The organism is Achromobacter sp. D10, assembly GCF_035282245.1.
Taxonomy (GTDB): Bacteria; Pseudomonadota; Gammaproteobacteria; order Burkholderiales; family Burkholderiaceae_B; genus Achromobacter; species Achromobacter insolitus.
Window position 1 is genome coordinate 42756 of sequence record NZ_JAYJLE010000013.1, and the last position, 20355, is coordinate 63110.

The window sequence follows — 20355 nt, forward strand, 5'->3', positions numbered from 1 at the left end:
GTCTATAGTATGTTTAGCACTTATGGTTTGCAACTCAGGTCTAACCCTCTATACACACCATGCGTCTTCCGTCCTTCATCTCGCGCCCCGCGCTCATCGCGGCGCCCTGGCTGTGCCTCCTGGCGCTGTGGCTGGCGGTGCGGGCGAGCGGGCTCGTCAGCCCCGCTCTCGTGCCTTCGCCGGCCGAGGTCGTCGAACAGTTCATTACCCTCTCCAAGGACCGGTTGTGGCAGGACATCTGGATGTCGGCTCGCCGCGTCTTTACCGGCGTGACGCTGGGCATCATCGTTGCGGTGCCCGTTGGCTTCTGCCTGGGCTGGTACCGCGGGTTGCGGGTGTTCATCGATCCCGTCATCAACTTCTTTCGCGCGCTCCCGCCGATCGCGCTGATTCCGCTGGTGATCGTCTACTTCGGCATCGGCGAATCGGCCAAGACGGTCATCCTGTTCTACGCCTCTTTTTTTGCGGGCGTCATCGTGATGTACGAGGGGATTGCCCAGATCAGCCCGATTTTTGTGCGCGTCGCGCGCACGCTCGGGGCCAATGACGTGGAAATCTTCATCAAGGTCATCGTGCCGCTGACCGTGCCGCACATCCTTACCGCCATCCGGGTGGCGCTGGGCGTGGCCTGGGCGACGTTGGTGGCATCCGAACTCATCGCGGCGCAGCAGGGACTCGGGGCGCTCATCCAGAATGCGTCGTCGTTCTTCCAGTTGGACGTGATCTACGTCGGGATCATTTGCATCGGCCTGATTGCAATGTTGATGGATCTTGCCCTGCGGGCGGCCACCCGCCGCCTGGTGGCGTGGCAAGACCGCATTGCCTGAGACCGATCCGGAATATCAGAGACCATGAGCATCAGCACTCCACTGCGCAGCGTAGACACGGCTTCGCCCAGTCCGTCCTCGGACCCGAAGGTCAGGATCCGTTTCGATAACGTCTCGGTGGACTTTCCCACCGCCACCGGCCCGATGAGAGTCGTGGACGGTGTAACCCTGGATATCCGGGATGGCGAGTTCGTTTCCATCATTGGCCCCTCGGGCTGCGGCAAAACCACCTTGATGAACATCGTCGGTGGATTCGTGCAGCCTACCGCCGGTGCCGTGACGCTGGATGGGCAGCCCGTTACGGCTCCCGGACCCGACCGCGGCGTGATCTTCCAGGAATATGGTGTGTTCCCGTGGCTTACGGTGCGCGGCAATATTGAATTCGGCATGAAGCTTGCAGCCAGCAAGGTGAGCCCGCGAGAGCGCGCCGAGGTCTGCCACCGCTACATGAAGCTGATGGGCCTGGCCGACTTCGCCGACCACTTTCCGAAACATCTGTCCGGCGGCATGCGGCAGCGCTTGGCGATCGCCCGCGCTTACGCCGTTAAGCCGCAATTCCTGCTGATGGACGAGCCCTTTGGCGCGCTGGATGCCCAGACCCGTACCGCCATGCAGGATCTCTTGCTCGAAGTGCTGCAGACCGAAGGCAAGACGGTGATGCTGATCACCCACTCGGTGGACGAAGCCATCTATCTGTCGTCGAAGATCGTCGTGGTCACCGCCCGCCCTTCAAAGGTCCGAAAGGTGATAGAGGTTCCCTTCGGCTACCCGCGTTCGGAGCGGGTTCACGAGGATCCGCGCTTCGTCGAGTTGAGCCGCGAAATCCGGGAGCTGGTCATGTTCGAGTACCAAGCCCAGGCCCGCCAATCCGTTCGACCGACCGATTGAGCGCCGTCAGCAGCGCCTACACAAGGAGACTCCATGAAACTGGACCGCAGAACCATACTCAAGGCCGGCGTTGCCGCGTCCATCGCGGGAATCGCCGCGCCTGTCATCGGCCAGGCCCGCAAGAAGCTGCGCGTCGGCTACCTGCATACGCCCGCCGTCGACGGGCACTTGTGGCTGGGACTGCAGATGGGAAGCTATGCCAAGCACGGCCTGGAACTGGAGCCCATCGTGTTCACCACGGGCCTTGAGATCTTTCAGGCCATGATAGGCGGCAGCCTCGATGTGTTGGCCACCGGCGCGGTCGTTTCGAATTTTCCCGCGCGCGGCCAGGGCAAGGTTTTTCTTGTGAACGACATCGAATATGGCACTGCCCAGCTCTGGGTGCGCGACGATTCGATCAAGACCGTAGCCGACCTGAAGGGCAAACAGATCTCGACGACGACCGGCACGACCGCCCATGTGTTCCTCGACAGGGCATTGCGCGCGGCCAAGCTGGAACCGGGCAAGGACGTGCAGATCGTCAATCAGCGCATGGCCGACGCCGTGACGTCGTTCGTATCCGGCGCGGTCAACGCGGTCGCGCTCTGGGTCCCCTTCGATACGATCGTCAGGTCCAAGGTGCCGAACGCTCGCATGCTGATCGACGCTTCCGCCTTCTATCCCGAGGCGGCGATCATGGGCGGCTGGGCCGCCAGGAACGATTTCTACGAGGCGCAGAAGCCCGCCATCCGTAGCCTCATCGCCGCCTGGGGCGAGGCCAACGACGCCATCGTGAAAGACCCGGATGCGGCGGTGGAAACATTGCAGAAGTCTCAATACAAGGATGTGCCTCTCGCCGAGTTCAAGGCGCAGTTCAAGCAGGCCAAGTACTTTTCCACGGCCGAATGGCGCACCAAGTATGAAGACGGTTCTGTGACCCGTTGGCTGCAGCAGGTGACGGACTTCTTTGCGCGGGCGGGGAACATCCCGAATCCCGTTCCCGCTTCGCGTTACTTCGATCCCACGGCCTATCTTGAAGCGATCAAGGCATGAGCGTCTCGGCTTGCGCAGGCTTTGACTATATCGTCATCGGCGGCGGTTCGGCGGGATGCGTGCTGGCCAATCGCCTCAGCGCGGACCCTGCTGTGCGCGTGCTGCTTCTGGAAGCGGGCGCCGCCGCGCGCAATTTCTGGCTGAAACTGCCGGTGGGTTATTTCAAGACCATTTACGATCCGCGGTTCTCCCGGCAGTTTCCGATCGAAGCCCAGCCCGAGACCGGAAATCGCCCGATCCTGTGGCCGCGTGGGATAGCGCTGGGTGGTTCGAGCACCATCAACGGCCTGTTGTACATCCGAGGCCAGCATGAGGACTACGATGACTGGGCAGCGCTTGGCGCGACAGGCTGGGCCTATCGGGACGTGCTGCCGTATTTCAAGAAATCCGAACGCTACGACGCCGGCGAAACCGAGTACCACGGGGCCGCGGGCGAACTCCGGGTCTCCAATCTTCGCAACCATCATCCTTACACGGCTGCCTGGGTGGATGCGGCGGTCGAGTATGGCTGCCGGCGCAATGAGGACTTCAACGGCGCGGAATCGGAAGGAGTGGGTCCCTACCAGCTGACCCTGGGCAGCCGCTGGCGCTGCGACGCCGCGACCGCCTTCCTCACCCCGGTGCGGTCCAGGCCGAACCTGGTGATCGAGACCCGGGCCCACGTTACGCGCATCCTGATCGAAGGCGGCAGGGCAATGGGCGCGGAATGGGTGCAGGATGGGCAGTTGAAGCGGGCGATGGCGGACGCCGAGGTGGTGCTTGCCGCCGGCGCGCTGCAATCGCCCCAGGTGCTGCAGCTCTCCGGCGTGGGCGACGCCGCGCTGCTCGCCAGGCATGGCATCGCCGTGCATGCGCATTCGCCGGAAGTCGGCCGCAACCTGCAGGATCACTATCAGGCGCGCGTCATCGTCAAGCTGAAGCGACGCATGTCGCTCAATGACGCCGTGCGCAACCCCTTAAGCCTGGCGAGCATGGGCGCGCAGTGGTTGTTCCACGGCAGGGGGCCGCTCACGGTCGGTGCCGGCCAGGTGGGTGGCTTGGCAAAGACCGAGCACGCGGTAGGCGGGCGTGCCGACATACTCTTCAACGTCATGCCGCTGTCGGTCGATAAGCCAGGCGATCCGCTGCATCGGTTTTCCGGCTTCTCGGCGTCGGCGACGCAATGCCGGCCCGATTCGCGCGGCACCGTGGAAATCGTGAGCCAGGATCCGCTGGCATCGCCTCGCATCGTTTCGAACTATCTGACCGAGCCGCGCGATGCGAAGGTGCTGGTGGCGGGTTTGCGCATGTTGCGCGATATTTATGCGCAGCCATCATTTCGCGACCTGGTGACCGGGGAAGAGTATCTGCCTGGAAACGATGTGACGACGGCCGCGGCCCTGGAGCATTTCGCCCGCAACAAGGGCGGAACGGTCTTCCATCCCGTGGGCACGTGTCGCATGGGGGGCGATGCCGAGTCTGTGGTCGACGCGCGATTGCGAGTCCGCGGAATCGAGCGGTTGCGAGTCATCGACGCTTCCGTCATGCCGCGGATGGTGTCGACGAATACGAACGCGGCCGCGATCATGATAGGCGAAAAGGGCGCCGCGCTTCTCCTCGAGGACGCGCGCAGCGGCGTCCGGCGGCCCGTGCGTGATATAGTCGCGGACACTTTGACGCCATGATTCTCGACACCGCCCAAGCCCCTCTGTACGTTCAACTTTCGGATCTGTTCCGACAACGGATCCTTAAGGGCGTCTGGAAGAACGGCGACAAATTGCCGTCACTGGATGCATTGGCCGAAGAGTTCCACGTGGCCAAGGTCACGGTGCGGCAGGCGATCGAAAGGCTTACTCGCGATGGCCTGCTTTCGCCGCAGCGCGGACGCGGCACCTTCGTGACGGGCGCTCCCCAGGACAACCGTTGGTTTCGCGTCGAGACTTCGCTCGAGAACCTGTCCAGCGTCTACCGGGATACGCACCCGACCATACTCAACATCGACGAGTCGACGCGAACGCCTTTGCTGAACGAGTCCGATGGCGTTGCCGCGGAAAAGTATGTCTTCATGCGGCGTATCCATGCCCGCAACGGGCAGCCGTACTGCGTCATCAACATCTACCTGGATGCAGCCATCTTTGCGAAGCACCCTTCGCGTTTTCGCAAGGAGACGGTCATCCCCATTTTGATGGGCATGCCCTCGGTGGAGATCGTCACCGCGCGCCAGGTGCTGACCATTTCGACCGCCGACGTCGAAGTGGCGCGGCACTTGGGGATCAGTGTGAATGCGCCGGTGGCGGAAGTCCGGCGCGTGTTTACCGGACCCGAGCGTCGCGTCATCTACCTGGGCGAAGTGACCTATCGCGGCGATTTCGTGCGCATGGAAATCGACCTGAAGCCCTGACGTCGGGAAGACGCCAGCGCGTGGCTTCGCGGGCCAGGCGGCATCCCCGGGGCCCAGTAATCATCCAACATCGTCAAAGCGCTTCGATCGCGCGACGCGCATAGGTAATGAAGGCTTTTGTCTCGGCCGGATATCGCGCCAGGTCGTCTTCCTCCAGCCCGAGATAGCTTGCCCGCGCCTTGGTCAGGATGGGGCGATAGGGCGCCTCTATCCTGTCCAGCAGCCACGTCGCCGCCCGTTCCTTGGAGGCAATGTCGCCGGACACGGCCGTGTACCAGATGCGTGCCAGCGCAAGAATGATGTTGCGTTCGTCTTCTGCCCAGTCCTCGGGCGTATTCCACTGCGCGACCGTATCGAGCAGCGCGCGTGTCAGGTCCTTACGGGGGACGGCTTCGGAAAGCTGGCTGGCCGACGGGCCAGCGATGGGGATGCTGTGGCCGCGTACCTTGGTAAGGAGTATGGCCAGGTCGTGGTCTGGCATGGGCGGTTCCATCAGCCCTGCCGTCAGGTCCGCGCGCAGCCATTCGCCGAATTGCAATTCGCGCCTGGCAGGGTGTCGCCAGGGCACGATGTGTTCACGCGCAAGCACCGTGACTTCGAGCGCGCGCAGGCTTGCCGATGCGCCCGGCGGGGCCGAGACCGTCAGCAATTCCATGGCCAGCCCGCGCAAAACCGTCTCGCTTGGAGGTGTCGCGACGGTGACGAGCAGATCGATATCGCTGTAGGGTTGCAGCCCGCCGTCCACGGCCGAGCCGAAGAGATGGATGGCGACGATGTTGGCGCCGAGATGGCGTTCGATGACGCTTCTGGCTGCGGCGACCTGGGAAGCGATGGAGGGGGGAATAGCTGGGATCATGCTGCGATAGTAGCCAAGATTGCGCAGGCCGGCAGGTCGTCCGCGGGGGGCGTCAGGCGCGAGGGCGGGCCAGGTGCCATGGCGGGTTGCTCCGGCAATGAGGCCCGGCGCTGGTACTATGCCGGCGCAACGCCCACGTCCCAAGATCCCCTTGTGTCCAAGACAGGCACCGAGATGACCCGTTCACTGTTTCGAGCAACCGCGCTGGCTGCGGGCATGTTCATGGCCAACGGCGGCGCGTCATTGAAGATCGAGGTTCCCATCGGGACTTATTGAGTAACGGAGTAGGCGATCCGAGTGTGCCAGTCTTCAACGGGAGAGAAGTGTGTCCACACCCATAGACGTGTCTGGTGAGCCGGCGGGTTCGGTATGCGAGGCTGGCCGCTATCAGCTGAGCCTGACCGCGCCAGGCAGCCATGTGCTCGCCAGGGAAGCCGGGCGCGGCAACCTGATCATCGGGCCGGCCAGCCTGGGCAAGAAGGCGGATTTGCACGTGATGCCCGACGACAGCATCGACTGGACGGCGTTCAATCCTTTTTCCACGCCCGCCGGATCTCCGTGGCCGCGCCATTTCGATTACTGCGGCAATGACAGCAGCTTCTTCGCCTGGTCGCGACAACGCGGTATCGAGCAGTTCGGTTGGGCGCCGGTGTACGCCGGCAGGCGTGCCATCGACGCCAGCGAGGCCAGGATCCAGACGCTGCATATCCGGCTGGATCGCATGCCGGGGCATCTTGATGCCGCGCTGCCTCCGCTCCAGCACTTGGCGTTGTCCGGCGACCTCGCGCGCATTACCGTTGCGGGGCAGCTTCCCGGCATGTTGTCTTTGCATCCGACGCTAGGCCGCCGGCCCGGCCCGCCTGGCTATGCCTTGCCCGGTCTGGGTGTACTACAGGACGTGGCCGCGCTGGCGTTGCACGGCGCGCCGCTGGGGCAAGCGATATCGCTGCGCGGGATCGAACGTTTCGGGGCGCTGGAAAGCCTGTCGCTTTGGGGGCGCTTCACCGACTGGGACGCGCTGGCGGGACTGCCTCGCCTGACGAATCTGGAACTGCGGTTCACGCCCGATCTGGAAGGCCTGCCGGCGCTGGGCAGTTGGCCATTGCTGGACAGGTTCATCGCGTACAACGTCGATGAGGCCGCGGGCAAACGATTGAAGGCGCAGATGAAGGCGCGCGAGAAGATTCGGGCATGGAGCGGCCACATGTCGGTTTCCAAGCTGCGCAAGCCCGATTGGTGGCAAAGCGAATATGGACGGCCTTTCGCGGGGTGGAGCGGGCGCATGGCGAAGGCCGCGAATGCGGCCTATGACGTGGCGCAAACCGCGCTGGAAGGCGCAAGGCACGTGGAAGACGCCCAGGCGGCCATTACCGAATTTGCCCGTCAGTTCAATGGGATGAAGGGCATCGAAACCACGGAACGGGAAGACATCGGCGAGGCCGTCTGGCAGTTCAGCCAGCTTGCCCGGCTTGGCCAATTGGGCGTAAGCGAAGCGCAGGCGCAGCGCTGGTTCGACGAGGCGCGGGACTACTGATCGTCTTCAGGGCAGAATCGGACCTCAGGCCAGCTACCTCTGCTGGCTCATGATGCTGAGCGCAACCGCTTCCGCGATCTTGATGCCGTCGACGCCCGCTGACAGGATGCCGCCCGCATAGCCCGCGCCTTCACCGGCCGGGAACAAGCCCTGGGTGTTGATGCTTTGCAGGGTCTCGGTGTCGCGCTTGATCCGAATGGGCGACGAGGTCCGCGTTTCGACGCCGGTGAGCACGGCGTCATGCATGCCGAAGCCCTTGATGGTTTTGTCGAAAACCGGCAGCGCTTCGCGGATGGCGGTGATGGCGAAATCGGGCAGGGCGGCGGCCAGGTCGGTCAGATGCACGCCCGGCGTGTATGACGGCAGCACCGAGCCGAACTCGGTCGACGCCTTGCCTGCAATGAAATCCCCGACCAGCTGGCCCGGCGCGCTGTAGTTGCGGCCGCCCAGTTCAAAGGCCTGGGATTCCCATTTGCGCTGGAAGTCCACGCCTGCCAGCACATGTTCGGGGTAGTCCACTTCGGGCGAAATCCCGACCACGATGCCTGCGTTGGCATTGCGTTCGTTGCGCGAATACTGGCTCATGCCGTTGGTCACCACGCGATTGGGTTCGGACGTGGCCGCCACGACCGTGCCGCCCGGACACATACAGAAGCTGTACACGGAACGCCCGTTGCTGGCGTGGTGCACCAGCTTGTAGTCGGCCGCGCCCAGGATCGGATGGCCGGCGTTAGGCCCGAAGCGGGCCCGGTCGATCAGCGATTGCGGGTGTTCGATCCGGAAGCCGATCGAAAATGGCTTGGCCTCCATGAACACGCCCTGGTCGTGCAGCATCTGGAAAGTGTCGCGCGCGCTGTGGCCGATGGCCAGCACGACGTGGTCGGCCTCGATGTGCTCGCCGCTGGCCAGGGTGACGCCGGTGATCTTGCCGTTCTCGCGTTGCAGCATCTCCACCTTGCTGGAGAAGCGGACTTCGCCGCCCAGCTTGGTGATGGTGTCGCGCATGACTTCCACCATGCCCACGAGGCGGAACGTGCCGATGTGCGGCTTGCTCACGTACAGGATTTCCTCGGGCGCGCCGGCCAGGACGAATTCCTTGAGCACTTTTTCGCCGTAGTGCTTGGGATCCTTGATCTGGCTGTACAGCTTGCCGTCTGAAAACGTGCCGGCGCCGCCTTCGCCGAACTGGACGTTCGAGTCCGGGTTCAGGATGCGCTTGCGCCACAGGCCCCAGGTGTCCTTGGTGCGTTCGCGCACGGCTTTGCCGCGTTCGAGGATGATGGGTTTGAACCCCATCTGCGCCAGAACCAGGCCGGCAAACAGGCCACAGGGGCCGGTGCCGATGACGATGGGGCGTTTGGCGAGGCCGGCAGGCGCCTGGGCGACGAACTTGTATTCGGTGTCGGGAGTGGGCTTGACGTTACGGTCATCGTGAAAGCGCTTGAGCAGCGCCGCCTCGTTGTCGACGTCGACATCCAGCGTGTAGATCAGCAGGATGTTGTGCTTCTTGCGAGCGTCGTAGCTGCGGGAGGCCACGGTAAAGCCGCGCAGATCGCTGGCCGGAACGCCTAGTTTCTTGAGAATTGCGGCGGGCAATTCTTCGGGCGTGTGATTCAACGGCAGCTTGATTTCAGACAGTCGCAACATGCAGGGGTCCAGACAGAACGGGCGAGCACAACGTCGCCAAACGCGAATTGTACTGGACCTCGGTGGAGCTGGCGGGGACGCTGCGCGCCGCGTCAGGGGACAGGCGGATTGATCCGCGCTCCGCGTCGCACGGTCTGGGGCGGCATGCCGAAGCCTCGCAGGAAGGCTTCGCGCAGGTGCCGCCGGTCGCGAAAGCCGGTTTCCCTGGCGACGATTTCCAGGGGATGCCGGCTGGTTTCTATCATCAGTCGCGCGGCCTCCAGCCGCAGGCCCTCGATGGCCTTGGCGGGCGACTGGCCGGTTTCCGCCGTGAACACGCGGCTGAACTGGCGCGGGCTCAGGCTGGCGGCCTGCGCCAGATCCTCGACGCTCAGGGGGCGCGCGAGATTGCGCCGCGCGTGTTCCAGTGCCTGCTGGATGCGGTCGGATTTGGGCGCGAGCCTGAGCATTTCCGAGTGCTGGGATTGCCCGCCGGAGCGGCGCTGGTGCATCACCAGCCGGTGCGCCACCGAACGCGCGATGTCCGCGCCCAGGTCCTTTTCCACCAATGCCAGGGCCAAGTCCATTTCTGCCGTCATGCCGGCGGAAGTCCATACCGGGCCGTCAGCGATGTAGATGCGGTCGGCTTCGACCTGAATTCGGGGATGGCGCTGTTGCAGGGCCTCCGCCCAATGCCAGTGCGTGGTGGCGCGCCGTCCGTCCAGCAGGCCGGCCTCGGCCAGCAGGAAGGCGCCGGTGCACAGGCCGGCAACGCGGCGCGCGCGTGGGGCCAGCGTCTTCAGCAATTGGGGCAGCCCCGGCGCCACCGGCCTGGATAACGGAGACAGAACGCCGGTTACCAGCCACGTGTCCGCCTGGCTGCGGGCGGTGAGCGGGCGGGCTTGTACCGTCAGGCCCGTCGATGCGCGTACCGCGCCGTCCAGGGCATAGCAGTCCAGGGCGTAAAAGGGTTCGCGCGCAACCACATTGGCGAGCTCGAACACGGCCTGGGTGCCCAGGGCCAGGATCTGGAAGCCTTCGGGCAGCAGGTAGCCGATGCGATGCATGGAATCCGTCCTTGGGGAACGATGTCTTGATTAATGACTATATACGTCATTTACGCCATATGCCGCAAGCCGGAACATGGGCGCCATGGCAACCAACTTTCCTGGAGTCTCACCATGACACAAATCCACCATCCCGGCACCGCCCTCGTCACGGGCGCATCCAGCGGCATCGGCGCGTTGTACGCGGACAAGCTTGCGCAGCAGGGCTACGACCTGATCCTGGTCGCGCGCAACCGGGAGCGCTTGAACGCCCTGGCCAGCGACATCAGCACCCGCACCGGCCGCGCGGTCGAAGTGCTGCCTGCGGACCTGGGCGAGCGGGCCTCGTTGGCGCGCGTGGAAGCGCAACTGCGCGAAGACGCAAGCATCACCTTGCTGGTGAACAACGCCGGCATTGGCACGCACACGCCGCTGTTGCAGAGCGACGTGGAGCAGATGACGCGCATGGTCGAGCTGAACGTTACCGCCCCGATGCGGCTGGCGTATGCGGCAGTCCCGGGCTTTGTCGCGCGCGGCAGGGGCGCGGTCATCAACATTGCCTCGGTCGTGGCATTGGCGCCGGAAGTGTTAAACGGCGTCTACGGGGGCAGCAAGGCCTTCGTACTGGCGTTCAGCCAGTCTTTGCAGCACGAGCTGGCCGGCACCGGGGTGCACGTGCAGGCAGTGTTGCCTGGCGCCACGGCCACCGACTTCTGGGCCATAGGCGGCCGCCCGGTGGAAACGCTGGACCCGCGCATCGTGATGCGCGCGGAAGACCTGGTCGATGCCGCCTTGCTGGGGTTTGCGCGGGGGGAGAAGGTGACGATTCCTTCGCTGCACGACGGCGCGCAGTGGGAGGCCTATGACGCCGCGCGGCGCGCCATGGCGGGGAACCTGTCCAGCAACACGGTCGCATCGCGCTACGCGGCGGGCGGCTGATCCCATGAATACGCCTTCCTCCATTGCCGTCGCTCCCGGCGACGCCGCGCCCGCGCGTTTGACCGGGCGCCTGTTGGCCGTGCTGGCGGGACTGGCCGCCCTGGGCGCGCTATCCACCAATATCATCCTGCCGGCGTTCCCGAGCATGGCGTCCGAACTGGGCGCGGACACTCGCGACATGGGACTGGTGCTGTCGAGCTTTTTCCTGGCCTTCGCCGTCGGGCAACTGTTTGTGGGGCCGATCTCGGACCGCTGGGGCCGCCGGGCGCCGGTAGTGGGCGGCCTGGCGCTGTTCATTGCCGGCAGTCTGGTCTGCGTGTGGGCGCCGACGCTGCCTCTGCTGGTGGCGGGCCGGGTGGTGCAGGCGCTGGGCGTATGCGCGGCCTCTGTGTTGTCGCGGGCGATTGCGCGCGATCTGTTCGAGGGTGAGGCGCTGTCGCGGACCTTGGCGCTGACCATGGTTGCCATGGCCGCCGCGCCGGGCTTCTCACCGCTGCTGGGCAGCGCAATGGAGTATGGGCCGGGATGGCGCGCCAGCTTTGCGTTGGTTGCGCTGCTGGGCCTGTTGCTGGCCCTGGCCTATACGGCCGTGGTGGGTGAAACGCATCCGGCGGATCGGCGCGCGGCGGCCTCGCCTGGGGCGGTGTTGCGCGGCTACGCGACCTTGGCGCTGGACCGGCGATTCATGGGGCCGGCGCTGGCCGTGAGCGTGATCGTGGGGGGGCTCTATGCCTTCTTCGCGGCCACGCCGGCAGTGTTGATGGGGCGCTTGGGCCTGAGCGCGCTGCAGCTTGGGTTGTTCTTCGCGTGCACGGTCTTCGTGGTGTTTGCCGCCGGCATGCTGGCGCCACGGCTGGCCCATCGCTGGGGCGCGGCCGCCGTGGCCCGCGCCGGCTGCGCGGTTGCGCTAGCCGGCGCGCTGGCGATGCTGGCGGGCGGGGAATCCGGCGGTCTTGCGTACTTCACGGGAGCGGTCGTCCTGTACCTGCTCGGCATGGGTTTGGTCAATCCGCTGGGCACGGCCATGGCGCTGGGGCCATTCAGCCGGCAGGCTGGCTTGGCCTCGTCCTTGCTGGGGGGCCTGCAGATGGGTTGCGCGGGCGCAATGACCGCGTTGGCGAGCGTGGCAGGGGGAAGTCCTGCATTGACGCTGGGCCTTGTACTGGCCGCGGCTGCGGTATTGGCATTCGCCGCGCTCATGGCGCGCGGGCGCATGGAATAGTATTTGCCTTTCTCTTGATAACCCTCTGTCCAGGAACACATCATGCTGCGCTCCAGTGAAATCATCGACCGTCTCATCGAACGCCAGCGCGGCACGCTGCCCGACACCTTCGGCGTGCGGCCGCTGTCCATCGAGGAGGGGCGCATGTCCATGGAGATGACTGTTGCATCGTGGATGATGGCGCCCAATGGATACCTGCACGCCGCTACCCAGGTGATGCTGGCCGATACGTGCGCCGGCTACGCCACGATGGCGCACCTGCCTGAAGGCGCAAAAGGATTTACCACGCTGGAGCTGAAATCGAACTTCCTGGGAACCGCCAAAGAAGGGGTGCTGACGGTCGAGGCGGTGGCGGAACACATGGGCCGCACCACCCAGATCTGGTCGGCCACCGTGATGGACGCGAACGGCAGGAAGCTGTCGCTGTTCCGTTGTTCGCAGATCATTCTGTGGTGATGGCCGGCGCCAAGCCCCTGATTTCTTCCAGAAACCGTAATGCCGGCCCCTTGCTGCTTAAAGGCGTGCTGCATCGCGAGGATGCCGTTCTTGCCGTCCGCCACGGCGCGGACGGCATCATCGTGTCCAATCACGGTGGGCGCCAACTGGATGCCGCGCCGTCGTCGATCAGCGTATTGCCCGGCATTGTGGATGCCGTTCGCGATCGCATACCCGTGTTCCTGGATAGCGGCGTGCGCAGCGGCGCCGACATCATCCGCGCTCGGGAGCTGGGGGCGCGCGCGGTCTTTATCGGCCGGCCCGCGTTGTACGGGCTGGCCTGCGAGGGCGAGCGGGGCGTGGCAGCCGTGATGCGCCTGTTGGCTGCCGATTACGAGCGCGACATGATCCTGTCGGGACTGGCGGGCTTGCCCGAATCGCCGCCCGATCACGCCTAGGCCGGGTTTGCCCCGGCGCGGCAACCGCCTCTACAATGTGAGATCAAACACACCTCAGGGAGTCATTCGCCATGCGTCATTGATGCCGCCGTCTTTTCGACGGCCAGTCTCCACCTACCCCCACAAGAGCAGGGGGAGTTCTCGGCATCCATGGAATCGCACATGACGAATCCCTATCTGACGCTGGAAGGCGTGTCTTATGTCCTGCCGGATGGCAGGACGCTATTCTCCGATCTCAACGAACAGTTCGACCTGCGGCCCACCGGTATCGTGGGACGCAATGGCGTGGGCAAGACTGTGCTCGCCCGCATTCTGGCGGGACTTGCGCAGCCCGCTGCCGGGCGTTGCATACGAACGGGCAGGGCCTATTATCTGGCCCAGCAGGCTGCGCCTTGCCCCTCCGCGACCGTCGCCGGCCTTGCCGGAATGCAGGCCATATTCGACGCGCTGGCGCGCATCGAGGCCGGCAGTACCGCCGCCCAGGATTTCGATATCGTGGGCGATCGCTGGGATGTGCGCCTTGCGCTACGGCACGAGCTGGAGCGCTGCGGCCTGGGCGGCCTGGACGCCTCGACGCCGGCCGCGGTGCTCAGCGGCGGCCAGGCCATGCGCGTCGCGCTGATCGGCGCCTTGTTGTCGGGCGCGGATTTCCTGATCCTGGACGAACCCACCAACCACCTGGACAGACCAAACCGGCAAGCGTTGATCGCGCAGCTGCAACGCTGGCCACGCGGTTTGCTGGTGATCAGCCATGACCGCCAGATGCTGGACGCCATGGAGCGCATCGTCGAGTTGTCCACGCTGGGACTGCGCAACTATGGAGGCGGTTACCGTTTTTATGCGCAGCGCAAGGAGGAAGAACGAGGCAATGCGCAACTGTTGCTGGCGCAGCGCAAGCACGAGCGCATGCGCGAGCAGCAGTCCCTGCGCGAACAACGCGAGCGCCTTGAGCGACGGCAGGCGCGCGGTAACCGCCAGGGACGCGATGCCAATCAGGCCAGGATCCTGCTGGACCGGCAGAAACAGCGCAGCGAAAGTTCGGCGGGCAAACTGCGTCAACAACATGCCGCGGCCGGCGCGCTATTGGACCAGCGGGTGCGCGAGGCCGCCGAGCAGGTCGAGGACGAGTGCGCCATCGTGCTGCACGCGCCGGCAGCGGCAGCGCCTGCGCAGCGACGCGTCGTGGAACTGGAATCGGCAGAGCTGCCCTTCGTGCGCGCCGCTACGCGTCGCATCGATCTCACCTTGTCCGGACAGCAACGGGTGGGCGTGGTCGGCCCGAACGGTTGCGGCAAGTCGACCTTGCTCAAATTGCTGTCCGGGCAGCTTCAGCCAATGAACGGCACATGCCGGATCGCGGCCAAGACCGTGTATCTGGACCAGGGGCTGTCCTTGCTGTCGCCGCGGTACTCGGTGCTGGATCAACTGCGGGCCGCGAATGGCAAGGCGATGGAAGGCGATCTGCGCACGCGTCTCGCCCAGCTCGGCCTGGACGCGCGCAAGGTCACGGCGCCTGGCGGCGCGCTCAGCGGGGGAGAACGCCTGAAGGCCGCGCTGGCCTGCGCGCTGTATGCGGATCAGCCCGCGGAGTTGCTGTTACTGGATGAGCCCAGCAACCACCTGGACCTGCCGTCGATGCAAGCGTTGGAGACCATGCTGCGCGGCTACCGGGGCGCCTTGGTCGTGGTGTCCCATGATGACGCGTTCCTGGACGGACTGGCCTTGACGCATCGTCTCGTCGCGACGGGCGAGGGGTGGCGGCTGGAAATTATTTGAGCGACAGTTCCAGAATGTCGTCTCCGGCCTCGTCACGCTCTCCGGTGGGTTTCCAGCCCAGGTGCCGATAGAAGCCGTAGGAACGCACGGCCGGATCGCTTGCGCATGCGAGGAACAGGCGCTTGTGGCCCAGGTTTTTCAAAACCTGGATCGTAAGGCCCAGCAGCGTCTTGCCGGCGCCCTGGTTTTCGCTTTGCGGCAGCAGCGCCAGGACGACGATCTCGCCGGAATCCCGGTCGCCGAAGCAGTAGCCGGTCACGCGGCCTGCGTCGCAGGCGACGAAGCCAGGAACCTCGCCCGAGCGGACGCCGGCGGCCCAGGACTCCTGGGTGATGCCCAGCGCGCGCAGCTCTTCCACGGAAAATGCGTTCTCTCGCGTCTGCCCCCGGATCTCGATGCAGGCGGCGACGTCATCGGCGGTGGCAGGGCGGAATGTCAGTGTGCTCATGCCCGTATATTGACACCCTGTGCGCTATCGTGGCGAGCGGTAACATCCGGCGCGCCCGCGCGGCATTAAGATCGTCGGCTTCGATCCGCGCACTGCAGGGTGTAGACATGCTCGAGTCCGTACTCGCGCCATGGGCGCTCACTGGGCGGCTGTGGCTGCGGTTCTGGCCGCAGTTGATGGCGCTGGTTCTGGCCGGCACGCTGGCGCGCGATGTGCTGCTGTGGATGGCGGCCCACACCGGCTTTGCCAACCATCTGGCCGGCCTGGCCGTGCTCACGCTGGTGGCGTTGGCGCAACTGGTCACCACGGTCGCGATGTTTCTCGTGCTGCTGCCGGGGTTGCCGGCATTGCGCGGCGCGCAGGAGGCGGCGCACGCTGGCAATACCGCGGCCGCGGGGAGCAAAGGGAGGCTGGGGCAGGCGCTCACGGTGGCTTTGCTGCCGTTCTTCGCCTATTACGCCGCCTGGGGATTTCTGGGCGACATCGTCCGGCAATATTCGCGTCTGGCCTATGGGCTTGACCCGCTGGGTGAACACGGCAATGTGCTGGACGCCCTGGATTCGCGCTGGCTGCTTGTCTCGGTGGCGATTTCGTGGCTGGTGCGCAAGGCGGCGGTGGCGGCGCGCGACCGCACGGGCAAGGGCCGCTGGCAATGGCTGGTGGTGCTGTGTGAAACCAACTGGGTACTGATAGGCCTGTACGTCATCAGCCGCTGGAAGGACCAGGCCTGGCAATGGCTGGCCGACCCGCGTGGACTGGAGGCGCTGCTTCAGGGCCTGATGAATATGCTGACGCCCGTGTCGAGCGCCTGGGCGGCGGGTATGACGCCGGTAGAGGCGCAGGGGCCTGGCTTGGGCACGACCCTGCTCAGTCTATTCTTCTATGCCTTGCTACCGGTGATATGGCTGGTGATGGCCGCGCTGGTCTACGGCTACGACGTGCGAGACGACGCCGACCTCCGGCGCTACGAAAGATTGGAACGCTACGGGGAGCGCTACCAAGCGGTGCCGCGGTTTCTGCGCGATTTCGTGGAGCATTTCGTGGCTGGCTACCGCAAGCGCTATCTGCCGCTGGCAAGCGGCGTGCGGCTGGCCTTTCATAGCAGCGCGCTGCTGCTCGTGACGCTTATCGTGGGCTACCGCCTGATCGACTGGGGCGCTGCGTGGCTGTGGTATGGCGCCGCGCGCTTGATCGGTCCGTACGATCTCGATACCTGGCAGGTGCTGGCGCATGGCGTATCGCTGCTGTTCGGCAGCCCGTTTCGCGATTCGTCCACGGGCTTGCTGATCGAGCCCTTGCGCATATGCTTTCTCGCGGCGGTACTCGAATGCGCGTACGCGCCCTGGAAGGCGCGGCGGCCGGCACCCGCGGCGGCGACCTGATTCAGCCGGCTGGCTTCGGCGTTGTGAAACGCAGAAAGCCGGGCCGTTCCGCGTCGATCGATACGGTGATGGTCCAGGGCGCGACCGCGTCGGCCGGCACCATAAAGGCTTCCATGACATCCATGCTGGAACCGGGCGCGGTGCCGCGGTGGGCCGCTGCAACGCAGCCGCGCGCCGTGCCGGCGGGCAAGCGCAGCGCGGGTCCGGCGGCGGGCAGCCAGGTGCGTCCCGAGGCGTCGTGCAGGGCGATGCGGCAACCGCGCCAGCGCGTGGGCAGATCGGTGGCTTGGACCTGAATGGAAAAGGCCGCCAGCGCGGCGCGGGAGCCAGGCTGCCAGCCGCGGCCGGCGGGCGGCTCCAGCACGGCGAATTGCCGCAGTTGCCACTGCGCGCCTCCCAGCGGCGCCTGCGTGCCGGCGGCAACCTCGCGCGGCTGCAACTCGCGGCCTTCGAGCCAGCGCGCCACGCTTTCGCGGCCGCTCCAGTACAGGGTCAGCGCGAGCAAGGGCGGCAGCAACCAGAGGCAGCGCCGACGCCAAGCGCGTTCGTCCGGAGCCGCGTCATTCACGGGGCAGCCTCCTCCAGATCGTATCGGGCCACGGCCACGGGCTGGCCGGCGCCATCCACCGGAACGTCGTCCAGCGCGATGCGTACCTGCGAATCCAGGCGCGGGTCATAGCGGGCGGACAGCAGCAACGTGGCGCCGCGAGCTTGGTCGGGCCGGATCTCGAAGACCAGCCGTACGGTGCGCGGCAGGCCGGGTTCCAAGACATGGGGGGGCTGATTGCGCGCCAGTACGAGGCGATCCGTGTGGCGGTATGCCAAGCCGTCGGGTCCCAGCCAAGCTGCTTCACCCACCGTGGCGGAGGTGTCCTTTGCCGCAAGGCGCAACCAGACTATGGCCCAGATGCCGCCGGTTTCGCGCGTTTGCGGTCCGCCCAGGCGTTGGTAGCTCAATTGCTTTGCGAACTGCACGCGCTGCACGGTGACGTCGAACTGCCTGGCGCCCAGGGTCTGGCCCATGGCGCCGCGCACGGTAATGGGACCGGTCAAAGCCATGTAGCGCGGCGTGCTGTGTTGCATGGCGTACAGGGCCAGGGCCGCGCCCAGCACCAGCAGCAGCGTGCCCCATCGCGCGCTCATGGGGCGGCTCCTGGCGCACCGTCGGGCGCCACCGGCAATTCGATCCGGCCTACGCTCACGGGGTTGAACCAGCCAGGCGCGCCATACAGATTGTCGACGGGCTTATACCTCTTGCTTTGCACGGCAAGCGCGGTCTTTTCCGGCACGGGTGCGGATGGCGGCAGTACCCAGACAAAGGCCATGCGCTCGGGCAGGCCGGGCTGCAGGTAGGGCATTTGCTGTGTATCCCGCAGACCGACCACCACGGGCTTGCCGGCGGTCGTCGCGGAGGGCGGGGCCCAGCGCAGCAGTCCCAGGTAATCGGCGCTGGATTCGGCGGTGCGGTTGGTAAGGTCGGCTTCGAGGACCAGCGCGCGGCCGCCGGGCTTGACCGGCACGCCGTAGACCTTGGCGGTGGACGAGGTCCAGGCCCGCTGCGGCACTACCTTCCATTGCCCGGTCTGGATCGAGGCGCCGGCGCTGTATACGGGTTCGGACGTCCGGTTCAATTTCCCGTAGGCGCCATACAACGCGACGCTGGCGGCGGCAACCAGAGAACCTATGCCCGCCAGGCTGGCGGCGACACGGGCCCTGAGCGAGTGCAGTACGCGCATCCGGACTCCTGGCGCGCGGGCGGCGCGCATCGAGAATTCCAGATCGTAGGCGCGCTGCGCCGGTGGGGCGTTGTCCTTATGTTTCCAGGCATGTCGGACCGCGTATGGGGCCGGGCTTGCGCCAAGTTTGAAACAATTCAACGGGCGAGGCTTGGCGCGTTCTGCTGCGTCAGAGCAGGTTCAGCGCGCGCGCTACCCACCAGCCCAGGCCGATCGCGATGCCGATCAGCAGCATTCTGCGCAGGCCGCCGCCGCTGGGCGGCACGGCCCCCGGAGCAAGGCCGGCGCGAGCGGCAGCCTGGTCAGATTGAACAGGCTGCGTTGTGGCGCGCGCCTGCGTTGTCGTGGGGTCGTCCGTCTCGATAACGAACTCGGGTTTGCCGTCGCGCGGCGTCATGCCCTGGGCGAGGTGGTCCACGTCGACGCCTGCATTGCGCAGCATTTCCCAGAGGCTGTCGTCGCCGTGACCGGCTCGCAACGCCTGGATGCGCTCGCGTTCCGGGCGGGGAACTTCGTCCAGGCTGTCGTACTTGCGGCCATTGACCGTGACTGCGCCGTTCTTGATCTCGACCTTGAAGGACTCGCCGTTCTCGGTGCCCGCATAGCTCCAGGTTTCGCTGACCGTGGCGCCATCGGTCCCGCCGTCCAGCAGCGCTTCGATGTTCGCGCGTTGTTCCGAAGACAGGCCCTTCGTGGAGCTCCAGCTGTGTGTGGTCGTGGTGCTGCGCCAGGTCTTGGTCTTTTCGTTCATGGGTCGTCCGTTGGTGTGCAAGCGCGGCAGGCCGCGTCCCTGGTGCTGTCATTAATGCAAAAGGCATTTCCATGTCAAGAAAATCGGGAGGGTGCACTGCTTGCCGCGGCGGGCGAATGCGTTGATATATCAGATCCGCGTGACGATAATTCTTCCACTGTTGCCAGCAAGGGAATCGTGATGCAGAAGCCTTACCCCGCCACGGCGGCTGATCGGATACGGCAGACGCTGGAGGATCAGATCGTCAATGCCGAGCTGCCCCCGGGTCTGGCGCTGGACGAAGCGCTGCTGGCGCAACGCTGCGGCGTTTCACGCACGCCGGTGCGCGACGCCTTGCTGCAGCTCTCGGCCCAGGGTTTCGTGCACATCAAGCCGCGCGTCGGCATATTCGTTGCCGCGCTTGAACCCGGCGAATTGGCCAATATGTTCGAGACCCTGGCCTACCTGGAAGGGCTGTGCGCGGGGCTGGCGAGCCAACGTATTACCAAGGCCGCCCGCCGCGACTTGTTGGCGGCGCATCGCGATGCCGAGCCTGACCGCGCCTCGGCACGGCCTGGCGGCTATGCCGCGGCGAATCTCGCGTTTCATGACGTGCTTTATCGTGCGAGCGGCAACGACTACCTGGTCCAGCAGATCATGGCGATCCGCAAACGCACTCATCCCTACCGCTTGCGGCACTTCGATCAGCCCGGCCGCCTCGCATGCTCCTGGCGCGAACATTCCAGCGTCCTGGATGCCGTGCTGGACGGAGACGAGCGCGCGGCCTCGCAGGCGGCCACGCGCCACATCGTCGAAGGCGGTCAGCAATTCCGCGAGTTTGCCGAACGATTTCCCCAGGGGCTGTACGCATCGGTAGGCAGCATGCGCTCGTCGGAACAGGCCGCGCCGGCCGCGGCCACGCTCGCCTGGCTGTATGGCCCGCGCACGGCGGTCAGGCATACCAACCCCGTCAACTGAAGCCTTTCATGTGTTTACCGGCGTCGGCCGGGGCGTTGTGCTGCCCGGCGCATTTGTGCCAC

21 protein-coding genes are annotated in these 20355 nt (G+C 65.5%); 13 read left to right on the top strand and 8 right to left on the bottom strand.

All coding sequences use genetic code 11. The annotated features are described in order from the left end of the window. The first annotated feature begins 59 nt into the window (after positions 1-59). The 5 genes from VCS63_RS25155 to VCS63_RS25175 are packed head-to-tail and all read left to right on the top strand — an operon-like array spanning position 60 to position 5127. Complete coding sequence (locus tag VCS63_RS25155) at positions 60-827, top strand: ABC transporter permease (protein WP_042793921.1); 768 nt, start codon at positions 60-62, stop codon at positions 825-827. A gap of 24 nt (positions 828-851) precedes the next feature. Then, entirely contained in the window at positions 852-1715 is an 864-nt protein-coding gene (locus VCS63_RS25160; protein ID WP_323881348.1) for an ABC transporter ATP-binding protein, read from the top strand. Between the two features lie 33 nt (positions 1716-1748). Next, positions 1749-2747, top strand: coding sequence for an ABC transporter substrate-binding protein (locus VCS63_RS25165; protein WP_042793920.1), 999 nt, complete (start codon positions 1749-1751; stop codon positions 2745-2747). Next, positions 2744-4411, top strand: coding sequence for a GMC family oxidoreductase (locus tag VCS63_RS25170; protein ID WP_323881351.1), 1668 nt, complete (start codon positions 2744-2746; stop codon positions 4409-4411). Before VCS63_RS25165 ends, VCS63_RS25170 begins: the two co-directional genes overlap by 4 nt. Further along, positions 4408-5127, top strand: a complete 720-nt coding sequence (locus VCS63_RS25175; protein WP_042793919.1) for a GntR family transcriptional regulator — start codon at positions 4408-4410, stop codon at positions 5125-5127. Before VCS63_RS25170 ends, VCS63_RS25175 begins: the two co-directional genes overlap by 4 nt. Positions 5128-5200: 73 nt before the next feature. On the opposite strand, the gene VCS63_RS25180 is transcribed toward VCS63_RS25175, so the two are convergent. Continuing rightward, positions 5201-5983, bottom strand: a complete 783-nt coding sequence (locus VCS63_RS25180) for an aminoglycoside adenylyltransferase family protein (protein ID WP_323881354.1) — start codon at positions 5981-5983, stop codon at positions 5201-5203. Positions 5984-6308: 325 nt separating this feature from the next. Here VCS63_RS25180 and VCS63_RS25185 point away from each other — a divergent pair, with 325 nt between their 5' ends. Continuing rightward, positions 6309-7517: a hypothetical protein gene (locus tag VCS63_RS25185; RefSeq protein ID WP_323881356.1), complete on the top strand. Its 1209-nt coding sequence runs from the start codon at positions 6309-6311 to the stop codon at positions 7515-7517. 33 nt (positions 7518-7550) lie between these two features. Here VCS63_RS25185 and VCS63_RS25190 read toward each other — a convergent pair whose 3' ends face one another. Beyond that, the gene (locus VCS63_RS25190) at positions 7551-9164 is read right to left on the bottom strand and encodes an NAD(P)/FAD-dependent oxidoreductase (protein ID WP_042793916.1); all 1614 of its coding nucleotides are present in this window, start codon (positions 9162-9164) and stop codon (positions 7551-7553) included. A 92-nt stretch (positions 9165-9256) separates the two neighbouring features. Next, positions 9257-10210 carry a GlxA family transcriptional regulator gene (locus tag VCS63_RS25195; protein WP_042793915.1) on the bottom strand — a complete coding sequence of 318 codons (954 nt, stop codon included), beginning with the start codon at positions 10208-10210 and terminating at the stop codon, positions 9257-9259. Positions 10211-10324: 114 nt separating this feature from the next. Between VCS63_RS25195 and VCS63_RS25200 the strand changes: the two genes are divergently transcribed. The 5 genes from VCS63_RS25200 (at position 10325) to VCS63_RS25220 (ending at position 15019) form a co-directional block, all read left to right on the top strand. Further along, the gene (locus VCS63_RS25200) at positions 10325-11128 is read left to right on the top strand and encodes an SDR family NAD(P)-dependent oxidoreductase (protein ID WP_042793914.1); all 804 of its coding nucleotides are present in this window, start codon (positions 10325-10327) and stop codon (positions 11126-11128) included. A 4-nt stretch (positions 11129-11132) separates the two neighbouring features. Beyond that, on the top strand, positions 11133-12350 hold the full coding sequence (locus VCS63_RS25205) for a Bcr/CflA family efflux MFS transporter (RefSeq protein WP_063962327.1): 1218 nt from the start codon (positions 11133-11135) through the stop codon (positions 12348-12350). A gap of 42 nt (positions 12351-12392) precedes the next feature. After that, entirely contained in the window at positions 12393-12806 is a 414-nt protein-coding gene (locus tag VCS63_RS25210) for a PaaI family thioesterase (RefSeq protein ID WP_063639983.1), read from the top strand. Further along, positions 12782-13243 (top strand): alpha-hydroxy acid oxidase, encoded by a 462-nt coding sequence (locus VCS63_RS25215; protein WP_238914338.1) that lies wholly within the window; start codon positions 12782-12784, stop codon positions 13241-13243. The genes VCS63_RS25210 and VCS63_RS25215 overlap by 25 nt, the downstream gene beginning before the upstream one ends. Before the next feature lie 162 nt (positions 13244-13405). Beyond that, complete coding sequence (locus tag VCS63_RS25220; protein ID WP_238914337.1) at positions 13406-15019, top strand: ABC-F family ATP-binding cassette domain-containing protein; 1614 nt, start codon at positions 13406-13408, stop codon at positions 15017-15019. On the opposite strand, the gene VCS63_RS25225 is transcribed toward VCS63_RS25220, so the two are convergent. Beyond that, entirely contained in the window at positions 15012-15467 is a 456-nt protein-coding gene (locus tag VCS63_RS25225) for a GNAT family N-acetyltransferase (protein WP_063639972.1), read from the bottom strand. The two genes, VCS63_RS25220 and VCS63_RS25225, sit on opposite strands and share 8 nt — an antisense overlap. A 107-nt stretch (positions 15468-15574) precedes the next feature. On the opposite strand from VCS63_RS25225, the gene VCS63_RS25230 reads away from it, so the two are divergent. After that, on the top strand, positions 15575-16849 hold the full coding sequence (locus tag VCS63_RS25230) for a hypothetical protein (protein WP_238914336.1): 1275 nt from the start codon (positions 15575-15577) through the stop codon (positions 16847-16849). A 1-nt stretch (position 16850) separates the two neighbouring features. On the opposite strand, the gene VCS63_RS25235 is transcribed toward VCS63_RS25230, so the two are convergent. The 4 genes from VCS63_RS25235 to VCS63_RS25250 all read right to left on the bottom strand — a co-directional run bounded on the left by VCS63_RS25235 (position 16851) and on the right by VCS63_RS25250 (position 19336). Then, complete coding sequence (locus VCS63_RS25235; RefSeq protein ID WP_042793907.1) at positions 16851-17417, bottom strand: hypothetical protein; 567 nt, start codon at positions 17415-17417, stop codon at positions 16851-16853. Continuing rightward, the gene (locus tag VCS63_RS25240; RefSeq protein ID WP_112965712.1) at positions 17414-17992 is read right to left on the bottom strand and encodes a hypothetical protein; all 579 of its coding nucleotides are present in this window, start codon (positions 17990-17992) and stop codon (positions 17414-17416) included. The genes VCS63_RS25235 and VCS63_RS25240 overlap by 4 nt, the downstream gene beginning before the upstream one ends. Further along, positions 17989-18585 carry a hypothetical protein gene (locus VCS63_RS25245; RefSeq protein ID WP_076813998.1) on the bottom strand — a complete coding sequence of 199 codons (597 nt, stop codon included), beginning with the start codon at positions 18583-18585 and terminating at the stop codon, positions 17989-17991. Before VCS63_RS25245 ends, VCS63_RS25240 begins: the two co-directional genes overlap by 4 nt. Before the next feature lie 169 nt (positions 18586-18754). Continuing rightward, on the bottom strand, positions 18755-19336 hold the full coding sequence (locus tag VCS63_RS25250; protein ID WP_323881361.1) for a hypothetical protein: 582 nt from the start codon (positions 19334-19336) through the stop codon (positions 18755-18757). A gap of 180 nt (positions 19337-19516) precedes the next feature. Between VCS63_RS25250 and VCS63_RS25255 the strand changes: the two genes are divergently transcribed. Then, positions 19517-20293 (top strand): GntR family transcriptional regulator, encoded by a 777-nt coding sequence (locus VCS63_RS25255; protein ID WP_063962337.1) that lies wholly within the window; start codon positions 19517-19519, stop codon positions 20291-20293. The last annotated feature ends 62 nt before the right edge of the window (positions 20294-20355 follow it).

Bases quoted from the DNA above. Each gene is read 5' to 3' on its own strand.
- VCS63_RS25155 (WP_042793921.1), top strand. From the start codon at position 60: ATGCGTCTTCCGTCCTTCATCTCGCGCCCCGCGCTCATCGCGGCGCCC.
- VCS63_RS25160 (WP_323881348.1), top strand. From the start codon at position 852: ATGAGCATCAGCACTCCACTGCGCAGCGTAGACACGGCTTCGCCCAGT.
- VCS63_RS25165 (WP_042793920.1), top strand. From the start codon at position 1,749: ATGAAACTGGACCGCAGAACCATACTCAAGGCCGGCGTTGCCGCGTCC.
- VCS63_RS25170 (WP_323881351.1), top strand. From the start codon at position 2,744: ATGAGCGTCTCGGCTTGCGCAGGCTTTGACTATATCGTCATCGGCGGC.
- VCS63_RS25175 (WP_042793919.1), top strand. From the start codon at position 4,408: ATGATTCTCGACACCGCCCAAGCCCCTCTGTACGTTCAACTTTCGGAT.
- VCS63_RS25180 (WP_323881354.1), bottom strand. From the start codon at position 5,983: ATGATCCCAGCTATTCCCCCCTCCATCGCTTCCCAGGTCGCCGCAGCC.
- VCS63_RS25190 (WP_042793916.1), bottom strand. From the start codon at position 9,164: ATGTTGCGACTGTCTGAAATCAAGCTGCCGTTGAATCACACGCCCGAA.
- VCS63_RS25195 (WP_042793915.1), bottom strand. From the start codon at position 10,210: ATGCATCGCATCGGCTACCTGCTGCCCGAAGGCTTCCAGATCCTGGCC.
- VCS63_RS25200 (WP_042793914.1), top strand. From the start codon at position 10,325: ATGACACAAATCCACCATCCCGGCACCGCCCTCGTCACGGGCGCATCC.
- VCS63_RS25205 (WP_063962327.1), top strand. From the start codon at position 11,133: ATGAATACGCCTTCCTCCATTGCCGTCGCTCCCGGCGACGCCGCGCCC.
- VCS63_RS25210 (WP_063639983.1), top strand. From the start codon at position 12,393: ATGCTGCGCTCCAGTGAAATCATCGACCGTCTCATCGAACGCCAGCGC.
- VCS63_RS25220 (WP_238914337.1), top strand. From the start codon at position 13,406: ATGACGAATCCCTATCTGACGCTGGAAGGCGTGTCTTATGTCCTGCCG.
- VCS63_RS25225 (WP_063639972.1), bottom strand. From the start codon at position 15,467: ATGAGCACACTGACATTCCGCCCTGCCACCGCCGATGACGTCGCCGCC.
- VCS63_RS25230 (WP_238914336.1), top strand. From the start codon at position 15,575: ATGCTCGAGTCCGTACTCGCGCCATGGGCGCTCACTGGGCGGCTGTGG.
- VCS63_RS25240 (WP_112965712.1), bottom strand. From the start codon at position 17,992: ATGAGCGCGCGATGGGGCACGCTGCTGCTGGTGCTGGGCGCGGCCCTG.
- VCS63_RS25245 (WP_076813998.1), bottom strand. From the start codon at position 18,585: ATGCGCGTACTGCACTCGCTCAGGGCCCGTGTCGCCGCCAGCCTGGCG.
- VCS63_RS25250 (WP_323881361.1), bottom strand. From the start codon at position 19,336: ATGAACGAAAAGACCAAGACCTGGCGCAGCACCACGACCACACACAGC.
- VCS63_RS25255 (WP_063962337.1), top strand. From the start codon at position 19,517: ATGCAGAAGCCTTACCCCGCCACGGCGGCTGATCGGATACGGCAGACG.